Below are 18,787 nucleotides of genomic sequence, written 5' to 3'. Positions count from 1 at the left end.
GAAATGCAAATATGAGTGATGAGGGACTGGCGCCAGGAAAACGCTTGTCGGAAATCCGCCAGCAGCAGGGGCTTTCACAACGTCGTGCCGCCGAACTCTCCGGGCTGACTCACAGTGCTATCAGTACGATAGAACAAGATAAAGTCAGCCCTGCCATCAGTACGCTGCAAAAGCTGCTGAAGGTGTATGGTCTGTCACTCTCGGAATTCTTTTCCGAGCCGGAAAAACCTGATGAGCCGCAGGTCGTCATTAATCAGGACGACTTAATTGAGATGGGCAGTCAGGGTGTGTCAATGAAGCTGGTTCATAACGGTAACCCGAATCGCACGCTGGCGATGATCTTTGAAACTTACCAGCCGGGCACAACCACTGGGGAAAGAATTAAGCATCAGGGTGAGGAAATAGGCACTGTACTGGAAGGTGAAATTGTTCTGACGATTAATGGTCAGGATTATCATCTCGTCGCGGGGCAAAGTTATGCCATTAATACCGGCATCCCGCACAGTTTCAGTAATACGTCGGCAGGTATTTGCCGAATTATCAGCGCCCATACGCCCACCACGTTTTAATCTTTTTGTTCTGTAAGCCGGGTAAGCGCAATGCGCCCGGCAATCTATAAAGAATGTCGCCAGAAATAAACGGGCATACGGCCCGGGGATCTCTGCGCCCTGACGTTCACAAACTGCATATATCTGATAGACGTGAAACAGGAGTCATAATGAATTTTCATCATCTGGCTTACTGGCAGGATAAAGCGTTAAGTCTCGCCATTGAAACCCGCTTATTTATTAACGGTGAATATACTGCTGCGGCGGAAAATGAAACTTTTGAAACCGTTGATCCGGTCACCCAGGCACCGCTGGCGAATATTGCCCGCGGCAAGAGCGTCGATATTGACCGTGCGGTGAGCGCAGCACGCGGCGTGTTTGAACGTGGCGACTGGTCACTCTCTTCTCCGGCTAAGCGTAAAGCGGTGCTGAATAAACTCGCCGATTTAATGGAAGCCAACGCTGAAGAACTGGCGCTGCTGGAAACGCTCGACACCGGTAAACCGATTCGTCACAGCCTGCGTGATGATATTCCCGGCGCGGCGCGCGCCATTCGCTGGTACGCCGAAGCGATCGACAAAGTGTATGGCGAAGTGGCGACCACCAGTAGCCATGAGCTGGCGATGATCGTGCGTGAACCGGTCGGCGTGATTGCCGCCATCGTGCCGTGGAACTTCCCGCTGCTGCTGACTTGCTGGAAACTCGGCCCGGCGCTGGCGGCGGGAAACAGCGTGATTCTAAAACCGTCTGAAAAATCACCGCTCAGTGCGATTCGTCTCGCGGGGCTGGCGAAAGAAGCGGGGCTGCCGGATGGTGTGTTGAACGTGGTGACGGGTTTTGGTCATGAAGCCGGGCAGGCGCTTTCGCGCCATAACGATATCGATGCCATTGCCTTTACTGGCTCAACCCGCACCGGGAAACAGCTGCTGAAGGACGCGGGCGACAGCAACATGAAACGCGTCTGGCTGGAAGCGGGCGGCAAAAGCGCCAACATCGTTTTCGCCGACTGTCCGGATTTGCAAAAAGCGGCGAGCGCGACCGCTGCGGGCATTTTCTACAACCAGGGGCAGGTGTGTATCGCCGGAACGCGCCTGTTGCTGGAAGAGAGCATCGCCGATGAATTCTTAGCCCTGTTAAAACAGCAAGCGCAAAACTGGCAGCCGGGCCATCCGCTTGATCCCGCAACCACCATGGGCACCTTAATCGACTGCGCCCACGCCGACTCGGTCCATAGCTTTATTCGGGAAGGCGAAAGCAAAGGGCAACTGCTGCTGGATGGCCGTAACGCCGAGCTGGCTGCCGCCATCGGCCCGACCATCTTTGTGGAGGTAGACCCGAATGCGTCCTTAAGCCGCGAAGAGATTTTCGGTCCGGTGCTGGTGGTCACGCGTTTCACATCAGAAGAACAGGCGCTACAGCTTGCCAACGACAGCCAGTACGGACTTGGCGCGGCGGTATGGACGCGCGACCTCTCCCGCGCGCACCGCATGAGTCGCCGCCTGAAAGCCGGCTCCGTCTTCGTCAATAACTACAACGACGGCGATATGACCGTGCCGTTTGGCGGCTATAAGCAGAGCGGCAACGGGCGCGACAAATCCCTGCATGCCCTTGAAAAATTCACCGAACTGAAAACCATCTGGATAAGCCTGGAGGCCTGAAATGACCGAACACACCAGCAGTTACTACGCCGCCAGTGCGAATAAATACGCGCCATTCGACACGCTGAATGAGTCGATTTCCTGCGACGTTTGCGTGGTCGGCGGCGGCTATACCGGGCTTTCCTCCGCGCTGCATCTGGCGGAAGCGGGCTTTGACGTGGTGGTTCTCGAAGCCTCACGCATCGGCTTTGGCGCGAGCGGACGCAACGGCGGGCAGCTTGTGAACTCCTACAGCCGCGACATCGACGTGATCGAAAAAAGCTACGGCATGGATACCGCCCGTATGCTCGGCAGCATGATGTTCGAGGGTGGCGAGATCATCCGCGAACGTATCAAACGTTATCAGATTGACTGCGACTATCGCCCCGGCGGTCTGTTTGTGGCGATGAATGATAAACAGCTCGCCACACTCGAAGAGCAGAAAGAGAACTGGGAACGCTACGGCAATAAACAGCTGGAGCTGCTGGACGCCAACGCTATTCGCCGCGAGGTCGCCAGCGATCGCTACACTGGTGCGCTGCTGGATCACAGCGGTGGGCATATTCACCCGCTAAACCTCGCCATTGGTGAAGCCGATGCCATCCGCCTGAACGGCGGGCGCGTGCATGAGCTTTCCGCAGTGACGCAGATCCAGCACACCACGCCAGCCGTGGTGCGGACTGCCAATGGTCAGGTGACGGCGAAGTATGTGATTGTCGCCGGGAATGCCTACCTGGGCGATAAAGTAGAGCCGGAACTAGCGAAACGCAGCATGCCGTGCGGCACGCAGGTGATCACCACCGAACGGCTGTCGGAAGATTTAGCCCGTTCGCTGATCCCGAAAAACTACTGTGTGGAAGACTGTAACTATCTGCTTGATTACTACCGTCTTACCGCCGATAACCGCCTGCTGTACGGCGGCGGCGTGGTCTACGGCGCACGCGACCCGGACGATGTTGAGCGCCTTGTGGTGCCGAAACTGCTGAAAACCTTCCCGCAACTGAAGGGCGTGAAAATTGATTACCGCTGGACGGGCAACTTCCTGCTGACCCTGTCACGCATGCCGCAGTTTGGTCGCCTCGATACCAACATCTACTACATGCAGGGCTACAGCGGCCACGGCGTCACCTGTACCCACCTCGCCGGGCGTTTGATTGCTGAACTGCTGCGCGGTGACGCCGAGCGTTTCGACGCCTTCGCCAATCTGCCGCATTACCCGTTCCCCGGCGGGCGCACGCTGCGCGTTCCGTTTACCGCGATGGGCGCGGCTTATTACAGCCTGCGCGATCGTCTGGGCGTTTAATTTCCGATTAACAGTGAAGAGTCAAAAGGTGTGAAACATGAGCAACAATGAATTCCATCAGCGTCGTCTTTCTGCTACCCCTCGCGGGGTTGGCGTGATGTGTAACTTCTTCGCCCAGTCGGCAGAAAACGCCATGCTGAAGGACGTAGAGGGCAACGAATACATCGATTTCGCCGCAGGCATTGCGGTGCTGAATACCGGGCATCGCCACCCTGATCTGGTCGCGGCGGTGGAGCAGCAATTGCAACAGTTTACCCACACGGCGTATCAGATTGTGCCGTACGAAAGCTACGTCACCCTGGCGGAGAAAATCAACGCCCTTGCCCCGGTGAGCGGGCAGGCTAAAACTGCGTTCTTCACCACCGGTGCGGAAGCGGTGGAGAACGCGGTGAAAATCGCCCGCGCCCATACCGGACGCCCTGGCGTGATTGCGTTTAGCGGCGGCTTCCACGGTCGTACATATATGACCATGGCGCTGACCGGAAAGGTCGCGCCGTACAAAATCGGCTTCGGCCCGTTCCCCGGTTCGGTATATCACGTACCTTATCCGTCAGATTTACATGACGTTTCAACGCAGGACTCCCTCGACGCCATCGAACGCTTGTTTAAATCGGACATTGAAGCGAAGCAGGTGGCGGCGATTATTTTCGAACCGGTGCAGGGCGAAGGCGGTTTCAACGTTGCGCCAAAAGAGCTGGTTGCCGCCATTCGCCGCCTGTGCGACGAGCACGGTATTGTGATGATTGCTGATGAAGTGCAAAGCGGTTTTGCGCGTACCGGTAAATTGTTTGCCATGGACCATTATGCTGACAAGCCAGACTTAATGACGATGGCGAAAAGCCTCGCGGGCGGGATGCCGCTTTCGGGCGTGGTCGGTAACGCGAATATTATGGACGCACCCGCGCCGGGCGGGCTTGGCGGCACCTACGCCGGTAACCCGCTGGCGGTGGCTGCCGCGCACGCTGTACTCAACATTATCGACAAAGAATCACTCTGTGAACGCGCGAATCAACTGGGCCAGCGCCTGACAAACACGTTGATTGATGCCAAAGAAAGCGTTCCGGCCATCGCGGCGGTACGCGGTCTGGGGTCTATGATTGCGGCAGAGTTTAACGATCCGCAAACGGGCGAGCCGTCAGCGGCGATTGCACAGAAAATCCAGCAACGCGCGCTGGCGCAGGGGCTGCTTCTGCTGACCTGTGGCGCATACGGCAACGTGATTCGTTTCCTGTATCCGCTGACCATCCCGGATGCGCAATTCGATGCGGCAATGAAAATTTTGCAGGATGCGCTGAACGATTAATAGCCCAACGCAATAATGTCTGATGCGCTGCGCTTATCAGGCCTGCAAACAACGTATTGATTATGTATGCCGGATAAGGCGTTCACGCCGCATCCGGCAAGTTGTATTGCCCAACTTCGCTAAATCTGGTGCTTTTTCAACAACGCGCGGAACTGATGATAGGTTAACCCCAGTAATTCAGCCGCGCGCTTCTGGTTATATTTCCCTTGTTGCAAACTGAGTTGCAGCAACTCTTTTTCCTGCTGCATCTGAAACTCACGTAAATCCAGCGGCAGTGTTGGAAGCGAGGTGATTTCTGAAACGGCGATAGCGTCTTCAGGCGGACGCCGTTTAAAGGGATCAATAATAATGTCATCAAGCGGATAATCGCTGGTGCCGTGGCGATATACTGAACGTTCCACCACGTTTTTCAATTCACGAATATTTCCCGGCCAGCGATAATTCAGCAATGTTTCTCTGGCGCGCTCCGTAAACCCCGGGAACAGAGGCAGCTTGATTTCCCGACACATCTGGATGGCAAAGTGTTCTGCCATCAGCATAATGTCGCTTTCGCGCTCGCGCAGGGGTGGCAGTTGCACAACATCAAAAGCCAGCCGGTCGAGCAGGTCAGCGCGAAAAGTGCCTTCATTGACCATCGCCGGGAGATCGGCATTCGTCGCGCATACCAACCGCACATTCACCTGCAATGGCTGGCTACCGCCAACGCGCTCCAGTTCACCGTACTCAATCACACGCAATAATTTTTCCTGCACCATCATCGGTGCCGTAGCGAGTTCATCAAGAAATAGCGTACCGCCATCGGCACGTTCAAATCTCCCAGGATGACGTTTTTGCGCACCGGTAAACGCCCCCGCTTCGTGACCAAACAGTTCGGAATCCAGCAGATTTTCATTTAACGCCGCGCAGTTAAGGGAAATAAACGGCCCTTGCCAACGGGAGGAGAGATAATGCAGGCGGCTGGCAATCAACTCTTTACCGGTGCCGCGTTCGCCGATGATGAGCACCGGTTTATCCAGTGGTGCGAGATGCGAAACCTGTTCCAGCACTTCGAGAAAGCTATTCGCCTCACCAAGTAAATTATCTTTGTATTCTGCCATGATGAAATTCGCCACTTGTTAGTGTAATTCGCTAATTCATCCTGGCATGTTGCTGTTGATTCTTCAATCAGATCTTTATAAATCAAAAAGATAAAAAATTGGCACGCAAATTGTATTAATAGTTCAGCAGGACAATCCTGAACGCAGAAATCAAGAGGACAACATTATGGGTATTTTTTCTCGCTTTGCCGACATCGTGAATGCCAACATCAACGCTCTGTTAGAGAAAGCGGAAGATCCACAGAAACTGGTGCGTCTGATGATCCAGGAGATGGAAGATACACTGGTTGAAGTACGTTCTACTTCGGCGCGTGCGCTGGCAGAAAAGAAACAGCTGACTCGCCGTATTGAACAAGCGTCGGCGCGTGAAGTTGAATGGCAGGAAAAAGCCGAACTGGCACTGCTGAAAGATAGAGAAGACCTAGCGCGTGCGGCGTTAATTGAAAAACAGAAACTGACCGATCTGATTAAGAGCCTGGAACATGAAGTGACGCTGGTGGACGATACGCTGGCACGCATGAAGAAAGAGATCGGCGAGCTGGAAAACAAATTGAGCGAAACACGCGCTCGCCAGCAGGCATTGATGTTACGCCATCAGGCGGCAAACTCGTCGCGCGATGTGCGTCGTCAGCTGGACAGTGGCAAACTGGATGAAGCAATGGCTCGTTTCGAATCTTTCGAACGTCGAATTGACCAGATGGAAGCGGAAGCAGAAAGCCACAGCTTCGGTAAACAAAAATCGCTGGACGATCAGTTTGCCGAACTGAAAGCCGATGATGCAATCAGCGAGCAACTGGCACAATTAAAAGCCAAAATGAAGCAAGACAATCAATAATAACATCCAGGCGGCGTCCGAACGCGCCGCCGCTCATCGTCTAAGGAGTCCTTATGAGCGCGCTATTTCTGGCTATTCCGTTAACCATTTTTGTGCTGTTTGTTTTACCGATCTGGTTATGGCTGCATTACAGCAATCGTTCTGGTCGCAGTGAATTGTCGCAAAGTGAGCAGCAGCGATTAGCGCAACTGGCTGATGAAGCAAAACGGATGCGCGAACGTATTCAGGCGCTGGAATCCATTCTTGATGCAGAACATCCGAACTGGAGGGATCGCTAATGGCGGGCATTAATCTCAATAAAAAATTATGGCGTATTCCACAGCAGGGCATGGTCCGTGGCGTCTGCGCCGGGATTGCCAACTATTTTGATGTACCAGTAAAACTGGTGCGTATCCTGGTGGTGCTGTCGATTTTCTTCGGTCTGGCGCTGTTTACCCTGGTTGCTTACATCATTTTGTCATTTGCGCTTGATCCAATGCCGGACAACATGGCCTTTGGTGAGCAGCTACCTTCCAGCAGTGAATTGCTGGATGAAGTCGACCGTGAACTGGCGGCAAGTGAAACGCGTTTACGCGAGATGGAACGTTATGTCACTTCCGATACTTTCACGTTACGTAGCCGTTTCCGTCAACTGTGAGGAAAGTTATGAATACTCGCTGGCAACAGGCCGGGCAAAAGGTGAAGCCTGGTTTCAAATTAGCAGGCAAGCTGGTACTTCTTACCGCACTGCGCTATGGCCCGGCGGGTGTGGCGGGCTGGGCGATAAAATCAGTTGCTCGCCGACCGCTGAAAATGTTGCTGGCTGTGGCGCTGGAACCGCTGTTAAGTCGGGCTGCCAATAAACTGGCGCAGCGTTATAAAAGGTGAGGGGAGTTTCGCAAAAATTGTTAAAGCTAAGGCGTATTATGGATGGCAATTTTCATCCATAGAAGGACGCTTACATGTTTAAAAAAGGCTTACTTGCTCTGACACTGGTGTTTTCACTGCCCGTTTTCGCCGCTGAACACTGGATCGATGTTCGTGTTCCTGAGCAGTATCAGCAAGAGCACGTTCAGGGGGCCATCAATATTCCCCTGAAGGAAGTGAAAGAGCGCATTGCCACCGCCGTTCCGGATAAAAACGACACCGTGAAAGTGTATTGCAATGCCGGACGCCAGTCAGGGCAGGCAAAAGAGATCCTTAGCGAGATGGGATATACCCACGTTGAGAACGCCGGTGGCCTGAAAGACATCGCAATGCCGAAGGTCAAAGGTTAAAAGAATCCACCCTAAGCGGCGCTTATGCGCCGTTTACTTTTTCTGTCACACCTTATGTACATCCCCATAGATTATTTGCGTCAGCTCACAAATACGCTTTTTCCCTGGTAAAAAATGATTTCCTGCGTGACTAAAACCCTTGTGCTCAATTGACAGTTTATTTTCTGCGGAGTAGTCTCTCGTTTCATGGGACCGCTACCACGGAAAGGCAACATGGAACAGAAAATTACGGATTACCTGGACGAAATCTACGGTGGAACATTTACCGCAACTCATTTACAGAAACTTGTAACGCGTCTTGAGAGTGCGAAACGATTAATTACACAGCGACGTAAAAAACACTGGGATGAAAGTGATGTCGTGTTAATTACCTATGCTGATCAATTTCACAGTAATGATTTAAAACCACTACCCACATTTAATCAGTTTTACCCTCAATGGCTTCAAAGCATTTTTTCACATGTTCATTTGTTGCCGTTTTATCCATGGTCATCTGATGATGGCTTTTCGGTAATTGATTATCATCAGGTCGCCAGTGAAGCGGGGGAGTGGCAGGATATTCAGCAACTCGGTGAATGCAGTCATTTAATGTTTGATTTTGTCTGCAACCATATGTCGGCAAAAAGTGAATGGTTTAAAAACTATTTACAACAGCAGCCAGGTTTTGAAGATTTTTTTATTGCCGTTGACCCGCAAACCGATCTCAGCGCCGTCACTCGCCCGCGTGCGTTACCGTTATTAACGCCATTCCAGATGCGCGATAATTCCACGCGCCATTTATGGACCACCTTTAGCGACGATCAAATTGACCTCAATTACCGTAGCCCTGAAGTGTTGCTGGCGATGGTGGATGTATTGCTGTGCTACCTGGAAAAGGGCGCAGAATATGTCCGGCTGGATGCCGTTGGCTTTATGTGGAAAGAGCCAGGAACAAGCTGCATCCATCTGGAAAAAACACATCTGATTATCAAGCTGTTATGGTCGATTATTGATGACGTAGCACCAGGTACAGTGATCATTACCGAGACCAATGTTCCGCATAAAGACAACATTGCTTACTTTGGCGAAGGCGATGACGAAGCGCATATGGTGTACCAGTTCTCGCTGCCGCCGCTGGTGCTGCATGCGGTGCAAAAACAGAACGTTGAGGCGCTTTGTGCGTGGGCGCAAAACCTGACACTACCTTCCAGCAACACCACCTGGTTTAACTTCCTCGCCTCTCACGATGGCATCGGGTTGAACCCACTGCGTGGCTTGTTACCAGAAAGCGAAATATTAGCGCTGGTCGAGGCATTACAGCAGGAAGGTGCATTAGTAAACTGGAAAAATAATCCCGACGGTACGCGCAGTCCCTATGAAATAAATGTCACCTATATGGATGCGTTAAGCCGCCGCGAGAGTAGCGATGTAGAACGTTGTGCCAGGTTTATCCTTGCCCATGCGATTTTGTTAAGTTTCCCCGGTGTGCCAGCGATATATATTCAAAGTATTCTGGGCTCGCGTAATGATTACGCAGGTGTCGAAAAACTCGGATATAACCGTGCGATTAACCGTAAAAAATATCACAGTGAAGAGATAACACAGGAACTGAACGATGAAGCTACATTAAGGCATGCGGTATATCATCAGTTGTCGCGTTTAATTACACTTCGTCGCAGCCATAACGAGTTTCATCCGGATAATGATTTTACCATCGATACGGTTAATTCATCCGTAATGTGTATTCAAAGAAGCAACGCGGATGGTAATTGTCTGACAGGATTGTTTAATGTCAGTGAAAATATTCAGCATATAAATATTACTGATCTGCATGGTCGGGATCTGATTAGTGAAGTTGATATATTGGGTAATGAAATAACGCTGCGCCCCTGGCAGGTTATGTGGATTAAATAAAAAGGAACATCTCATGATTAAATCAAAAATCGTGCTGTTATCAGCACTGGTTTCCTGCGCCCTGATTTCAGGCTGTAAAGAAGAAAATAAAACCCATGTATCCATCGAATTTATGCATTCTTCGGTGGAGCAGGAGCGCCAGGCCGTTATCAGTAAATTGATTGCCCGTTTTGAAAAAGAAAACCCGGGCATCACCGTTAAACAAGTGCCAGTGGAAGAAGATGCCTATAACACCAAAGTCATAACCCTGTCACGTAGCGGCTCGCTGCCGGAAGTGATCGAAACCAGCCATGACTACGCCAAAGTTATGGACAAAGAGCAGCTTATCGATCGTAAAGCGGTTGCCACGGTCATCAGCAACGTTGGTGAAGGCGCGTTCTACGATGGCGTACTGCGTATTGTGCGCACCGAAGATGGCAGCGCCTGGACCGGTGTTCCCGTGAGCGCATGGATTGGCGGCATCTGGTATCGCAAAGATGTGCTGGCAAAAGCCGGGCTGGAGGAGCCGAAAAACTGGCAGCAATTGCTGGATGTCGCGCAGAAACTGAATGACCCGGCGAATAAAAAATATGGCATTGCACTGCCTACGGCAGAAAGTGTGCTGACGGAACAATCTTTCTCCCAGTTTGCGTTATCCAATCAGGCTAACGTCTTTAACGCCGAAGGCAAAATCACCCTTGATACCCCAGAGATGATGCAGGCGCTGACCTATTACCGCGACCTTGCTGCCAACACCATGCCGGGTTCTAACGACATCATGGAAGTGAAAGACGCTTTTATGAACGGCACCGCGCCGATGGCGATTTACTCCACCTATATCCTTCCGGCTGTGATTAAAGAGGGCGATCCGAAAAACGTTGGTTTCGTTGTACCCACCGAGAAAAACTCTGCGGTCTACGGCATGTTGACCTCGCTGACCATTACCGCCGGGCAAAAGGCCGAAGAGACGGAAGCGGCTGAAAAATTTGTCACCTTTATGGAGCAGGCAGACAACATTGCCGACTGGGTGATGATGTCGCCAGGCGCGGCGCTGCCGGTGAACAAAGCGGTTGTCACTACCGCCACCTGGAAAGACAACGACGTTATTAAGGCGCTGGGTGAGCTGCCAAATCAGTTAATCAGCGAACTGCCAAATATTCAGGTCTTTGGCGCAGTAGGGGATAAAAATTTTACCCGCATGGGCGATGTGACGGGTTCTGGCGTGGTGAGCTCCATGGTGCATAACGTCACCGTGGGTAAAGCCGACCTCCCTGGCACGCTGCAAACGAGCCAGAAAAAGCTGGATGAGTTGGTTGAACAGCGCTAAACCCAGGACAGGAATCCGCAATGAACAGGCTTTTTTCAGGTCGTTCCGATATGCCCTTTGCGCTGTTGCTTCTCGCGCCCAGCTTATTACTGCTGGGCGGTCTGGTGGCGTGGCCGATGGTGTCGAATATCGAAATCAGTTTTTTACGTCTGCCGCTTAATCCCAACATCGAGTCAACGTTTGTTGGGGTGAGCAACTACGTGCGTATTCTCTCCGATCCCGGCTTCTGGCACTCGCTGTGGATGACGGTCTGGTATACCACACTGGTGGTGGCGGGCAGCGCCGTGCTCGGGCTGGCCGTGGCGATGTTTTTCAACCGCGAGTTCCGCCTGCGCAAAACCGCGCGTTCGCTGGTGATCCTCTCCTACGTAACGCCGTCTATTTCGCTGGTGTTCGCCTGGAAATACATGTTCAACAACGGTTACGGCATTGTGAACTACCTCGGCGTCGATCTTCTGCATCTCTATGAGCAGGCACCGCTGTGGTTCGATAATCCGGGCAGTAGCTTTGTGCTGGTGGTGCTGTTCGCCATCTGGCGCTACTTCCCGTATGCCTTTATTTCGTTTCTGGCGATTTTGCAGACCATCGACAAATCGCTGTACGAAGCGGCAGAGATGGATGGCGCTAATGCCTGGCAACGGTTTCGTATCGTCACGCTGCCCGCGATTATGCCGGTCCTGGCGACGGTGGTGACCCTGCGCACCATCTGGATGTTCTACATGTTCGCGGATGTTTATCTGCTGACGACCAAGGTCGATATTCTCGGTGTCTATCTCTACAAAACCGCCTTTGCCTTTAATGACTTAGGGAAAGCGGCGGCGATCTCGGTGGTGCTCTTCATCATTATTTTCGCTGTCATTCTGCTGACCAGAAAACGGGTGAACCTCAATGGCAACAAATAAACGCACACTCAGTCGCATCGGTTTTTACTGCGGGCTGGCGCTGTTTCTCATCATCACGCTGTTTCCGTTTTTTGTGATGCTGATGACCTCGTTCAAGAGCGCAAAAGAGGCGATCTCGCTGCATCCTACGCTGCTGCCGCAACAGTGGACGCTGGAGCATTATGTCGACATTTTTAACCCGATGATTTTCCCGTTTGTCGACTACTTCCGTAACAGCATGGTGGTGTCGGTGGTTTCATCCGTGGTGGCGGTATTTCTCGGCATTCTCGGAGCTTACGCGCTTTCCCGCCTGCGCTTTAAAGGCCGGATGACCATCAACGCCAGCTTTTACACGGTGTACATGTTCTCTGGCATTTTGCTGGTGGTGCCGCTGTTCAAAATCATCACCGCGCTTGGTATTTACGACACCGAGATGGCGCTGATCATTACCATGGTGACGCAAACCCTGCCCACCGCCGTGTTTATGCTGAAAAGCTACTTCGACACCATCCCTGATGAGATCGAAGAAGCGGCGATGATGGATGGCCTCAACCGTCTGCAAATCATCTTCCGTATCACCGTGCCCCTGGCGATGTCCGGGCTGATATCCGTGTTCGTCTACTGCTTTATGGTGGCGTGGAACGACTATCTGTTTGCGTCGATTTTCCTCTCCAGCGCCAGCAATTTCACCTTACCTGTGGGACTGAACGCGCTGTTCAGTACGCCTGATTACATCTGGGGACGGATGATGGCGGCCTCGCTGGTGACCGCATTGCCGGTGGTGATTATGTACGCGCTTTCGGAACGTTTTATTAAGAGTGGTTTGACCGCCGGTGGCGTGAAGGGCTAAAGCGGCGAGTTTCTTTACAAGGAGTTTTACATGAAAAAGTTAGTAGCCACAGCACCGCGCGTTGCTGCGCTGGTTGAGTATGAAGATCGGGCGATTTTAGCCAATGAAGTGAAGATCCGCGTGCGCTTCGGCGCACCGAAGCACGGGACGGAAGTGGTCGATTTCCGCGCTGCCAGTCCGTTTATCGATGAAGACTTTAACGGCGAATGGCAGATGTTCACCCCGCGTCCGGCAGATGCGCCGCGCGGCATTGAGTTTGGCAAATTCCAGCTTGGCAACATGGTGGTTGGCGACATTATCGAGTGCGGCAGCGACGTTACCGACTACGCGGTGGGCGACAGCGTATGCGGCTACGGCCCGCTCTCCGAGACGGTCATCATTAACGCAGTGAATAACTACAAGCTGCGCAAAATGCCGCAAGGCAGTTCGTGGAAAAACGCTGTCTGCTACGACCCGGCGCAGTTTGCCATGAGCGGCGTGCGCGATGCCAATGTGCGCGTGGGCGATTTTGTGGTGGTGGTAGGGCTTGGCGCGATCGGTCAAATTGCCATTCAACTGGCTAAACGTGCTGGCGCGTCGGTGGTGATTGGCGTCGATCCTATCGCCCATCGCTGTGAGATTGCCCGTCGCCATGGCGCGGATTTCTGCCTTAACCCCATTGGCACTGACGTAGGCAAAGAGATCAAAACGCTAACCGGCAAGCAGGGTGCCGATGTGATTATCGAAACCAGCGGCTATGCCGACGCGCTGCAATCGGCGCTACGAGGTCTGGCATATGGCGGCACCATCTCGTATGTCGCGTTTGCCAAACCGTTTGCCGAAGGTTTTAACCTCGGACGCGAAGCGCATTTCAACAACGCCAAAATTGTTTTCTCCCGTGCGTGCAGCGAGCCGAACCCGGATTATCCGCGCTGGAGTCGCAAGCGTATTGAAGAAACCTGCTGGGAACTGCTGATGAACGGTTATCTCAATTGTGAAGATTTAATCGACCCGGTGGTGACCTTTGCTAACAGCCCGGAAAGCTACATGCAGTATGTCGACCAGCATCCGGAACAGAGCATCAAAATGGGCGTTACGTTTTAATTCAAAGGAATGAAAAAAATGAAAATCGGCACACAGAATCAGGCGTTCTTTCCGGAAAACATTCTGGAGAAATTTCGTTATATCAAAGAGATGGGTTTCGATGGTTTTGAGATTGACGGCAAACTGCTGGTCAACAATCTCGAAGAAGTCAAAGCAGCAATCAAAGAAACCGGTTTACCGGTGACCACCGCCTGCGGTGGCTATGACGGTTGGATTGGCGACTTTATCGAAGAGCGTCGACTTAATGGCTTAAAGCAGATCGAACGCATTCTTGAAGCTCTGGCAGAAGTGGGCGGTAAAGGTATCGTCGTTCCGGCTGCATGGGGCATGTTTACCTTCCGCTTACCGCCGATGACCTCGCCGCGTAGCCTGGACGGCGACCGCAAAATGGTGAGTGATTCCCTGCGCGTACTGGAAAAGGTGGCCGCATGTACCGGAACCGTGGTGTACCTCGAACCGTTAAACCGTTATCAGGATCACATGATCAACACCCTCGCCGATGCCCGCCGTTACATCGTCGAAAACGATCTTAAACATGTACAGATTATCGGCGATTTCTATCACATGAATATCGAAGAAGATAACCTGGCGCAGGCGCTGCATGACAACCGCGACCTGCTCGGTCATGTGCATATTGCCGATAACCATCGCTACCAGCCGGGCAGCGGCACCCTGGATTTCCACGCGCTGTTTGAACAGCTGCGCGCGGATAACTATCAGGGCTATGTGGTGTACGAAGGGCGCATCCGGGCGGAAGATCCAGCCCAGGCGTACCGTGATTCTTTGGCCTGGTTGCGTACCTGCTAAGAGGTCTTTGTGAAAAGTGCAATGACAAGCTCTCCGCTGCGGGTCGCGATAATAGGCGCGGGCCAGGTGGCGGATAAAGTTCATGCTTCGTACTACTGCACCCGCAACGATCTGGAACTGGTGGCTGTCTGTGACAGCCGCCTTTCCCAGGCGCAGGCGCTGGCAGAAAAATACGGGAATGCATCCGTGTGGGACGATCCGCAGGCCATGCTGCTGGCGGTGAAACCTGATGTGGTTAGCGTCTGCTCACCTAACCGTTTTCATTACGAACATACCCTGATGGCGCTGGAAGCGGGCTGCCATGTGATGTGCGAAAAACCGCCCGCCATGACGCCAGAACAGGCGCGGGAAATGTGCGATACCGCGCGCAAACAGGGCAAGGTGCTGGCCTACGACTTTCACCATCGTTTTGCACTCGATACGCAACAGCTGCGTGAACAGGTGACCAACGGCGTTTTGGGAGAGATTTACGTTACCACCGCCCGCGCCCTGCGTCGCTGCGGCGTTCCCGGCTGGGGCGTTTTTACCAATAAAGAATTGCAGGGCGGCGGGCCGCTTATTGACATCGGCATTCATATGCTGGATGCGGCGATGTATGTACTGGGCTTTCCGGCGGTGAAAAGCGTGACCGCGCATAGCTTTCAAAAGATCGGCACACAAAAGAGCTGTGGTCAATTTGGCGAGTGGGATCCGGCAACTTACAGCGTCGAAGATTCGCTGTTTGGCACCATTGAATTTCATAACGGCGGCATTCTGTGGCTGGAAACGTCATTTGCACTCAACATCCGCGAACAGTCGATTATGAATGTCAGCTTTTGTGGTGATAAAGCCGGTGCGACGCTGTTTCCGGCACATCTCTACACCGATAACAACGGTGAATTAATGACGCTGATGCAACGGGAAATGGCAGACGACAACCGCCATTTGCGCAGCATGGAAGCCTTTATCAATCACGTACAGGGCAAGCCCGTGATGATAGCCGACGCCGAGCAGGGGTACATCATCCAGCAACTGGTGGCGGCGTTGTATCAATCCGCAGAAACAGGGACGCGTGTTGAATTATGACCAGGCTAGTAACGTTATCAGAACCCCATTTCAGCCAGCATACCCTGAACAAGTATGCTTCACTGATGGCGCAGGGGAACGGCTATCTTGGGCTTCGCGCCAGCCATGAAGAAGATTACACGCGCCAGACGCGCGGCATGTATCTGGCGGGGCTGTATCATCGAGCGGGTAAGGGTGAAATCAACGAACTGGTGAACCTGCCTGATGTCGTGGGGATGGAGATTGCCATAAATGGTGAGGTTTTCTCGTTATCCCGCGAAGCCTGGCAGCGTGAGCTTGACTTTGCCAGTGGCGAATTACGCCGCAACGTTGTCTGGTGTACCAGTAACGGCGCGCGTTACACCATCGTCAGCCGTCGCTTTGTTTCGGCAGACCAACTGCCGCTCATTGCGCTGGAAATCACTATTACGCCACTGGACGCCGACGCGTTAGTGCTGATTTCAACAGGCATTGACGCCACGCAAACCAACCACGGTCGCCAACATCTCGACGAAACCCAGTTGCGGGTATTTGGTCAGCATCTGATGCAGGGGATCTACACCACCCAGGATGGGCGCAGTGATGTGGCCATCAGCTGTTGCTGTAAGGTGAGCGGTGATGTGCAGCAATGCTATACCGCCAAAGAGCGCCGCTTGCTGCAACATACCAGTGCGCAACTTCACGCAGGCGAAACGCTGACGCTGCAAAAACGGGTGTGGATCGACTGGCGGGACGACAGACTCGTCGCTTTAGACGAGTGGGGCAGTGCATCGCTTCGTCAGCTTGAAATGTATGTACAGCAGAGTTACGACCAACTTCTTGCAGCATCCACAGAAAACTGGCGTCAATGGTGGCAGAAACGTCGTATCACGGTAAACGGTGGCGATGCGCACGATCAGCAAGCGTTAGATTATGCGCTTTATCACCTACGCATCATGACGCCTGCTCACGACGAGCGCAGCAGTATTGCGGCAAAAGGTTTGACCGGGGAAGGCTACAAAGGCCACGTTTTCTGGGATACGGAAGTATTTTTACTGCCGTTTCATCTGTTTAGCGATCCGACGGTTGCCCGAAGTTTACTGCGTTATCGCTGGCACAACTTGCCAGGCGCGCAGGAGAAAGCGCGACGCAACGGCTGGCAGGGCGCGCTATTTCCGTGGGAAAGCGCGCGCAGCGGCGAAGAAGAGACGCCGGAATTTGCCGCCATTAACATTCGCACCGGGCTGCGGCAAAAAGTGGCCTCGGCGCAGGCGGAACATCATCTGGTCGCCGATATCGCCTGGGCGGTTGTTCAATACTGGCAGACCACGGGGGATGAAAGTTTCATTGCTCATGAAGGCATGGCGCTACTTCTGGAAACTGCAAAGTTCTGGATTAGCCGCACGGTGAGGGTTAACGACCGTCTGGAAATTCATGATGTTATTGGGCCAGACGAATATACCGAACATGTCAATAATAACGCCTTCACCAGCTATATGGCGTATTACAACGTCCAGCAGGCGCTGAATATCGCTCGTCAGTTTGGTTGTAGCGACGACGCGTTTATTCATCGTGCCGAAATATTCCTCAAAGAACTGCGGCTGCCAGAAATTCAGCCTGACGGCGTTTTGCCGCAGGATGATTCGTTTATGGCGAAACCAGCGATTAATCTGGCGAAATACAAAGCGGCGGCGGGGAAGCAAACCATTCTGCTGGATTATTCACGCGCAGAAGTGAACGAGATGCAGATCCTCAAACAAGCTGATGTGGTGATGCTCAATTACATGCTGCCGGAGCAGTACTCAGCGGCATCGTGTCTTGCCAATCTGCAATTTTATGAACCGCGCACCATTCACGACTCTTCACTGAGTAAAGCGATCCACGGCATTGTTGCCGCACGCTGTGGCCTGTTGGCGCAAAGTTATCAGTTCTGGCGGGAGGGGACTGAAATCGATCTTGGTGCTGATCCGCATAGCTGTGATGACGGTATCCACGCAGCCGCAACTGGCGCTATTTGGCTGGGGGCGATTCAGGGTTTTGCCGGGGTGAGCGTGCGTAACGGTGAATTGCATCTCAATCCAGCGTTACCTGAGCAGTGGCAACAGTTGTCTTTCCCTCTGTTCTGGCAGGGCTGCGAATTACAGGTCACTCTCGACGCGCAGCGTATTGCGATTCGAACTTCTGCGCCCGTTTCACTGCGTTTGAACGGGCAGCTTATATCTGTGGCTGAAGAATCTGTTTTCTGTTTGGGTGATTTTATTTTGCCCTTCAATGGGACCGCTACCACGCATCAGGAGGATGAATGAAACTGCAAGGGGTAATTTTCGATCTGGATGGTGTAATCACCGATACCGCGCATCTGCATTTCAAGGCGTGGCAGCAGATTGCCGCTGAAATTGGCATCAGCATTGATGCGCAGTTTAACGAATCCCTAAAAGGGATCAGCCGCGATGAGTCTCTGCGGCGCATTCTGCAACACGGGGGCAAAGAGGGCGACTTTAACCCGCAGGAGAGGGCTCAACTGGCGTATCGCAAAAATCTGCTCTACGTCCACTCACTGCGCGAACTGACGGTTAATGCTGTGCTGCCCGGCATTCGCAATTTGCTGGCAGATCTCCGTGCACAGCAGATCCCTATAGGGCTGGCTTCTGTCTCCCTGAATGCGCCGACGATTTTAGCAGCGCTGGAGCTGCGCGAGTTTTTCACCTTCTGCGCGGACGCTTCCCAACTTAAAAACTCGAAACCGGACCCGGAAATCTTTCTCGCCGCCTGTGCCGGACTGGGCGTGCCGCCGCAGGCATGTATCGGCATTGAAGATGCGCAGGCGGGCATTGACGCCATTAACGCCAGCGGTATGCGCTCGGTGGGGATCGGCGCGGGCTTAACCGGGGCGCAATTATTGTTGCCCTCAACGGACTCCCTGACCTGGCCGCGGTTATCGGCCTTCTGGCAAAACGTATAGCAA

The 18,787-nt window shown here is 52.9% G+C and carries 19 protein-coding genes; 18 read left to right on the top strand and 1 reads right to left on the bottom strand.

Features of this window, described 5'->3' with window-relative positions; genetic code table 11:
• The first annotated feature begins 11 nt into the window (after nt 1-11).
• From puuR to puuE, 4 genes are all read left to right on the top strand, one after another.
• Nucleotides 12-569 carry an HTH-type transcriptional regulator PuuR gene (gene puuR, locus ACJHWT_RS10430; protein WP_001278727.1) on the top strand — a complete coding sequence of 186 codons (558 nt, stop codon included), beginning with the start codon at nt 12-14 and terminating at the stop codon, nt 567-569.
• A 149-nt stretch (nt 570-718) separates the two neighbouring features.
• Nucleotides 719-2,206: an aldehyde dehydrogenase PuuC gene (gene puuC / locus ACJHWT_RS10425; RefSeq protein WP_001009160.1), complete on the top strand. Its 1,488-nt coding sequence runs from the start codon at nt 719-721 to the stop codon at nt 2,204-2,206.
• A gap of 1 nt (nt 2,207) precedes the next feature.
• The gene (puuB, locus tag ACJHWT_RS10420) at nt 2,208-3,488 is read left to right on the top strand and encodes a gamma-glutamylputrescine oxidase (protein WP_000134833.1); all 1,281 of its coding nucleotides are present in this window, start codon (nt 2,208-2,210) and stop codon (nt 3,486-3,488) included.
• A gap of 37 nt (nt 3,489-3,525) precedes the next feature.
• A complete protein-coding gene (gene puuE / locus ACJHWT_RS10415) occupies nt 3,526-4,791 on the top strand; it encodes a 4-aminobutyrate transaminase (RefSeq protein WP_000069208.1) in 1,266 nt (421 codons plus the stop codon).
• A 119-nt stretch (nt 4,792-4,910) separates the two neighbouring features.
• Here puuE and pspF read toward each other — a convergent pair whose 3' ends face one another.
• On the bottom strand, nt 4,911-5,888 hold the full coding sequence (gene pspF / locus ACJHWT_RS10410; protein WP_001317793.1) for a phage shock protein operon transcriptional activator: 978 nt from the start codon (nt 5,886-5,888) through the stop codon (nt 4,911-4,913).
• 166 nt (nt 5,889-6,054) lie between these two features.
• On the opposite strand from pspF, the gene pspA reads away from it, so the two are divergent.
• From pspA to pgmB, 14 genes are all read left to right on the top strand, one after another.
• A complete protein-coding gene (gene pspA, locus ACJHWT_RS10405; protein WP_000511018.1) occupies nt 6,055-6,723 on the top strand; it encodes a phage shock protein PspA in 669 nt (222 codons plus the stop codon).
• 53 nt (nt 6,724-6,776) lie between these two features.
• Nucleotides 6,777-7,001, top strand: coding sequence for an envelope stress response membrane protein PspB (pspB, locus tag ACJHWT_RS10400; protein ID WP_001274963.1), 225 nt, complete (start codon nt 6,777-6,779; stop codon nt 6,999-7,001).
• A complete protein-coding gene (pspC, locus tag ACJHWT_RS10395) occupies nt 7,001-7,360 on the top strand; it encodes an envelope stress response membrane protein PspC (RefSeq protein WP_000907387.1) in 360 nt (119 codons plus the stop codon). The genes pspB and pspC overlap by 1 nt, the downstream gene beginning before the upstream one ends.
• 8 nt (nt 7,361-7,368) lie before the next feature.
• On the top strand, nt 7,369-7,590 hold the full coding sequence (gene pspD / locus ACJHWT_RS10390; RefSeq protein WP_001295585.1) for a phage shock protein PspD: 222 nt from the start codon (nt 7,369-7,371) through the stop codon (nt 7,588-7,590).
• A 74-nt stretch (nt 7,591-7,664) separates the two neighbouring features.
• On the top strand, nt 7,665-7,979 hold the full coding sequence (gene pspE, locus ACJHWT_RS10385; protein WP_000473128.1) for a thiosulfate sulfurtransferase PspE: 315 nt from the start codon (nt 7,665-7,667) through the stop codon (nt 7,977-7,979).
• Between the two features lie 213 nt (nt 7,980-8,192).
• Nucleotides 8,193-9,872 carry a glucosylglycerate phosphorylase gene (ycjM, locus tag ACJHWT_RS10380; protein WP_001317794.1) on the top strand — a complete coding sequence of 560 codons (1,680 nt, stop codon included), beginning with the start codon at nt 8,193-8,195 and terminating at the stop codon, nt 9,870-9,872.
• A gap of 13 nt (nt 9,873-9,885) precedes the next feature.
• Nucleotides 9,886-11,178 (top strand): ABC transporter substrate-binding protein, encoded by a 1,293-nt coding sequence (locus tag ACJHWT_RS10375; protein WP_000597433.1) that lies wholly within the window; start codon nt 9,886-9,888, stop codon nt 11,176-11,178.
• A gap of 20 nt (nt 11,179-11,198) precedes the next feature.
• Nucleotides 11,199-12,080: a carbohydrate ABC transporter permease gene (locus ACJHWT_RS10370; RefSeq protein WP_001080796.1), complete on the top strand. Its 882-nt coding sequence runs from the start codon at nt 11,199-11,201 to the stop codon at nt 12,078-12,080.
• The gene (locus ACJHWT_RS10365; RefSeq protein ID WP_000224666.1) at nt 12,067-12,909 is read left to right on the top strand and encodes a carbohydrate ABC transporter permease; all 843 of its coding nucleotides are present in this window, start codon (nt 12,067-12,069) and stop codon (nt 12,907-12,909) included. Before ACJHWT_RS10370 ends, ACJHWT_RS10365 begins: the two co-directional genes overlap by 14 nt.
• Before the next feature lie 30 nt (nt 12,910-12,939).
• The gene (locus tag ACJHWT_RS10360; protein WP_000737350.1) at nt 12,940-13,992 is read left to right on the top strand and encodes a zinc-dependent alcohol dehydrogenase; all 1,053 of its coding nucleotides are present in this window, start codon (nt 12,940-12,942) and stop codon (nt 13,990-13,992) included.
• 18 nt (nt 13,993-14,010) lie between these two features.
• Entirely contained in the window at nt 14,011-14,799 is a 789-nt protein-coding gene (locus ACJHWT_RS10355) for a sugar phosphate isomerase/epimerase family protein (protein ID WP_001317795.1), read from the top strand.
• A 9-nt stretch (nt 14,800-14,808) separates the two neighbouring features.
• Nucleotides 14,809-15,864 carry a Gfo/Idh/MocA family protein gene (locus ACJHWT_RS10350; protein ID WP_000833580.1) on the top strand — a complete coding sequence of 352 codons (1,056 nt, stop codon included), beginning with the start codon at nt 14,809-14,811 and terminating at the stop codon, nt 15,862-15,864.
• Nucleotides 15,861-18,128, top strand: coding sequence for a kojibiose phosphorylase (gene ycjT, locus ACJHWT_RS10345; RefSeq protein ID WP_065203370.1), 2,268 nt, complete (start codon nt 15,861-15,863; stop codon nt 18,126-18,128). The genes ACJHWT_RS10350 and ycjT overlap by 4 nt, the downstream gene beginning before the upstream one ends.
• Nucleotides 18,125-18,784 (top strand): beta-phosphoglucomutase, encoded by a 660-nt coding sequence (pgmB, locus tag ACJHWT_RS10340; RefSeq protein ID WP_000775763.1) that lies wholly within the window; start codon nt 18,125-18,127, stop codon nt 18,782-18,784. The genes ycjT and pgmB overlap by 4 nt, the downstream gene beginning before the upstream one ends.
• The last annotated feature ends 3 nt before the right edge of the window (nt 18,785-18,787 follow it).

Source organism: Escherichia sp. WS338, from assembly GCF_046486405.1.
In the GTDB taxonomy this organism is placed as follows: Bacteria; Pseudomonadota; Gammaproteobacteria; order Enterobacterales; family Enterobacteriaceae; genus Escherichia; species Escherichia coli.
This window is presented reverse-complemented; position numbering and strand designations above follow the sequence as displayed.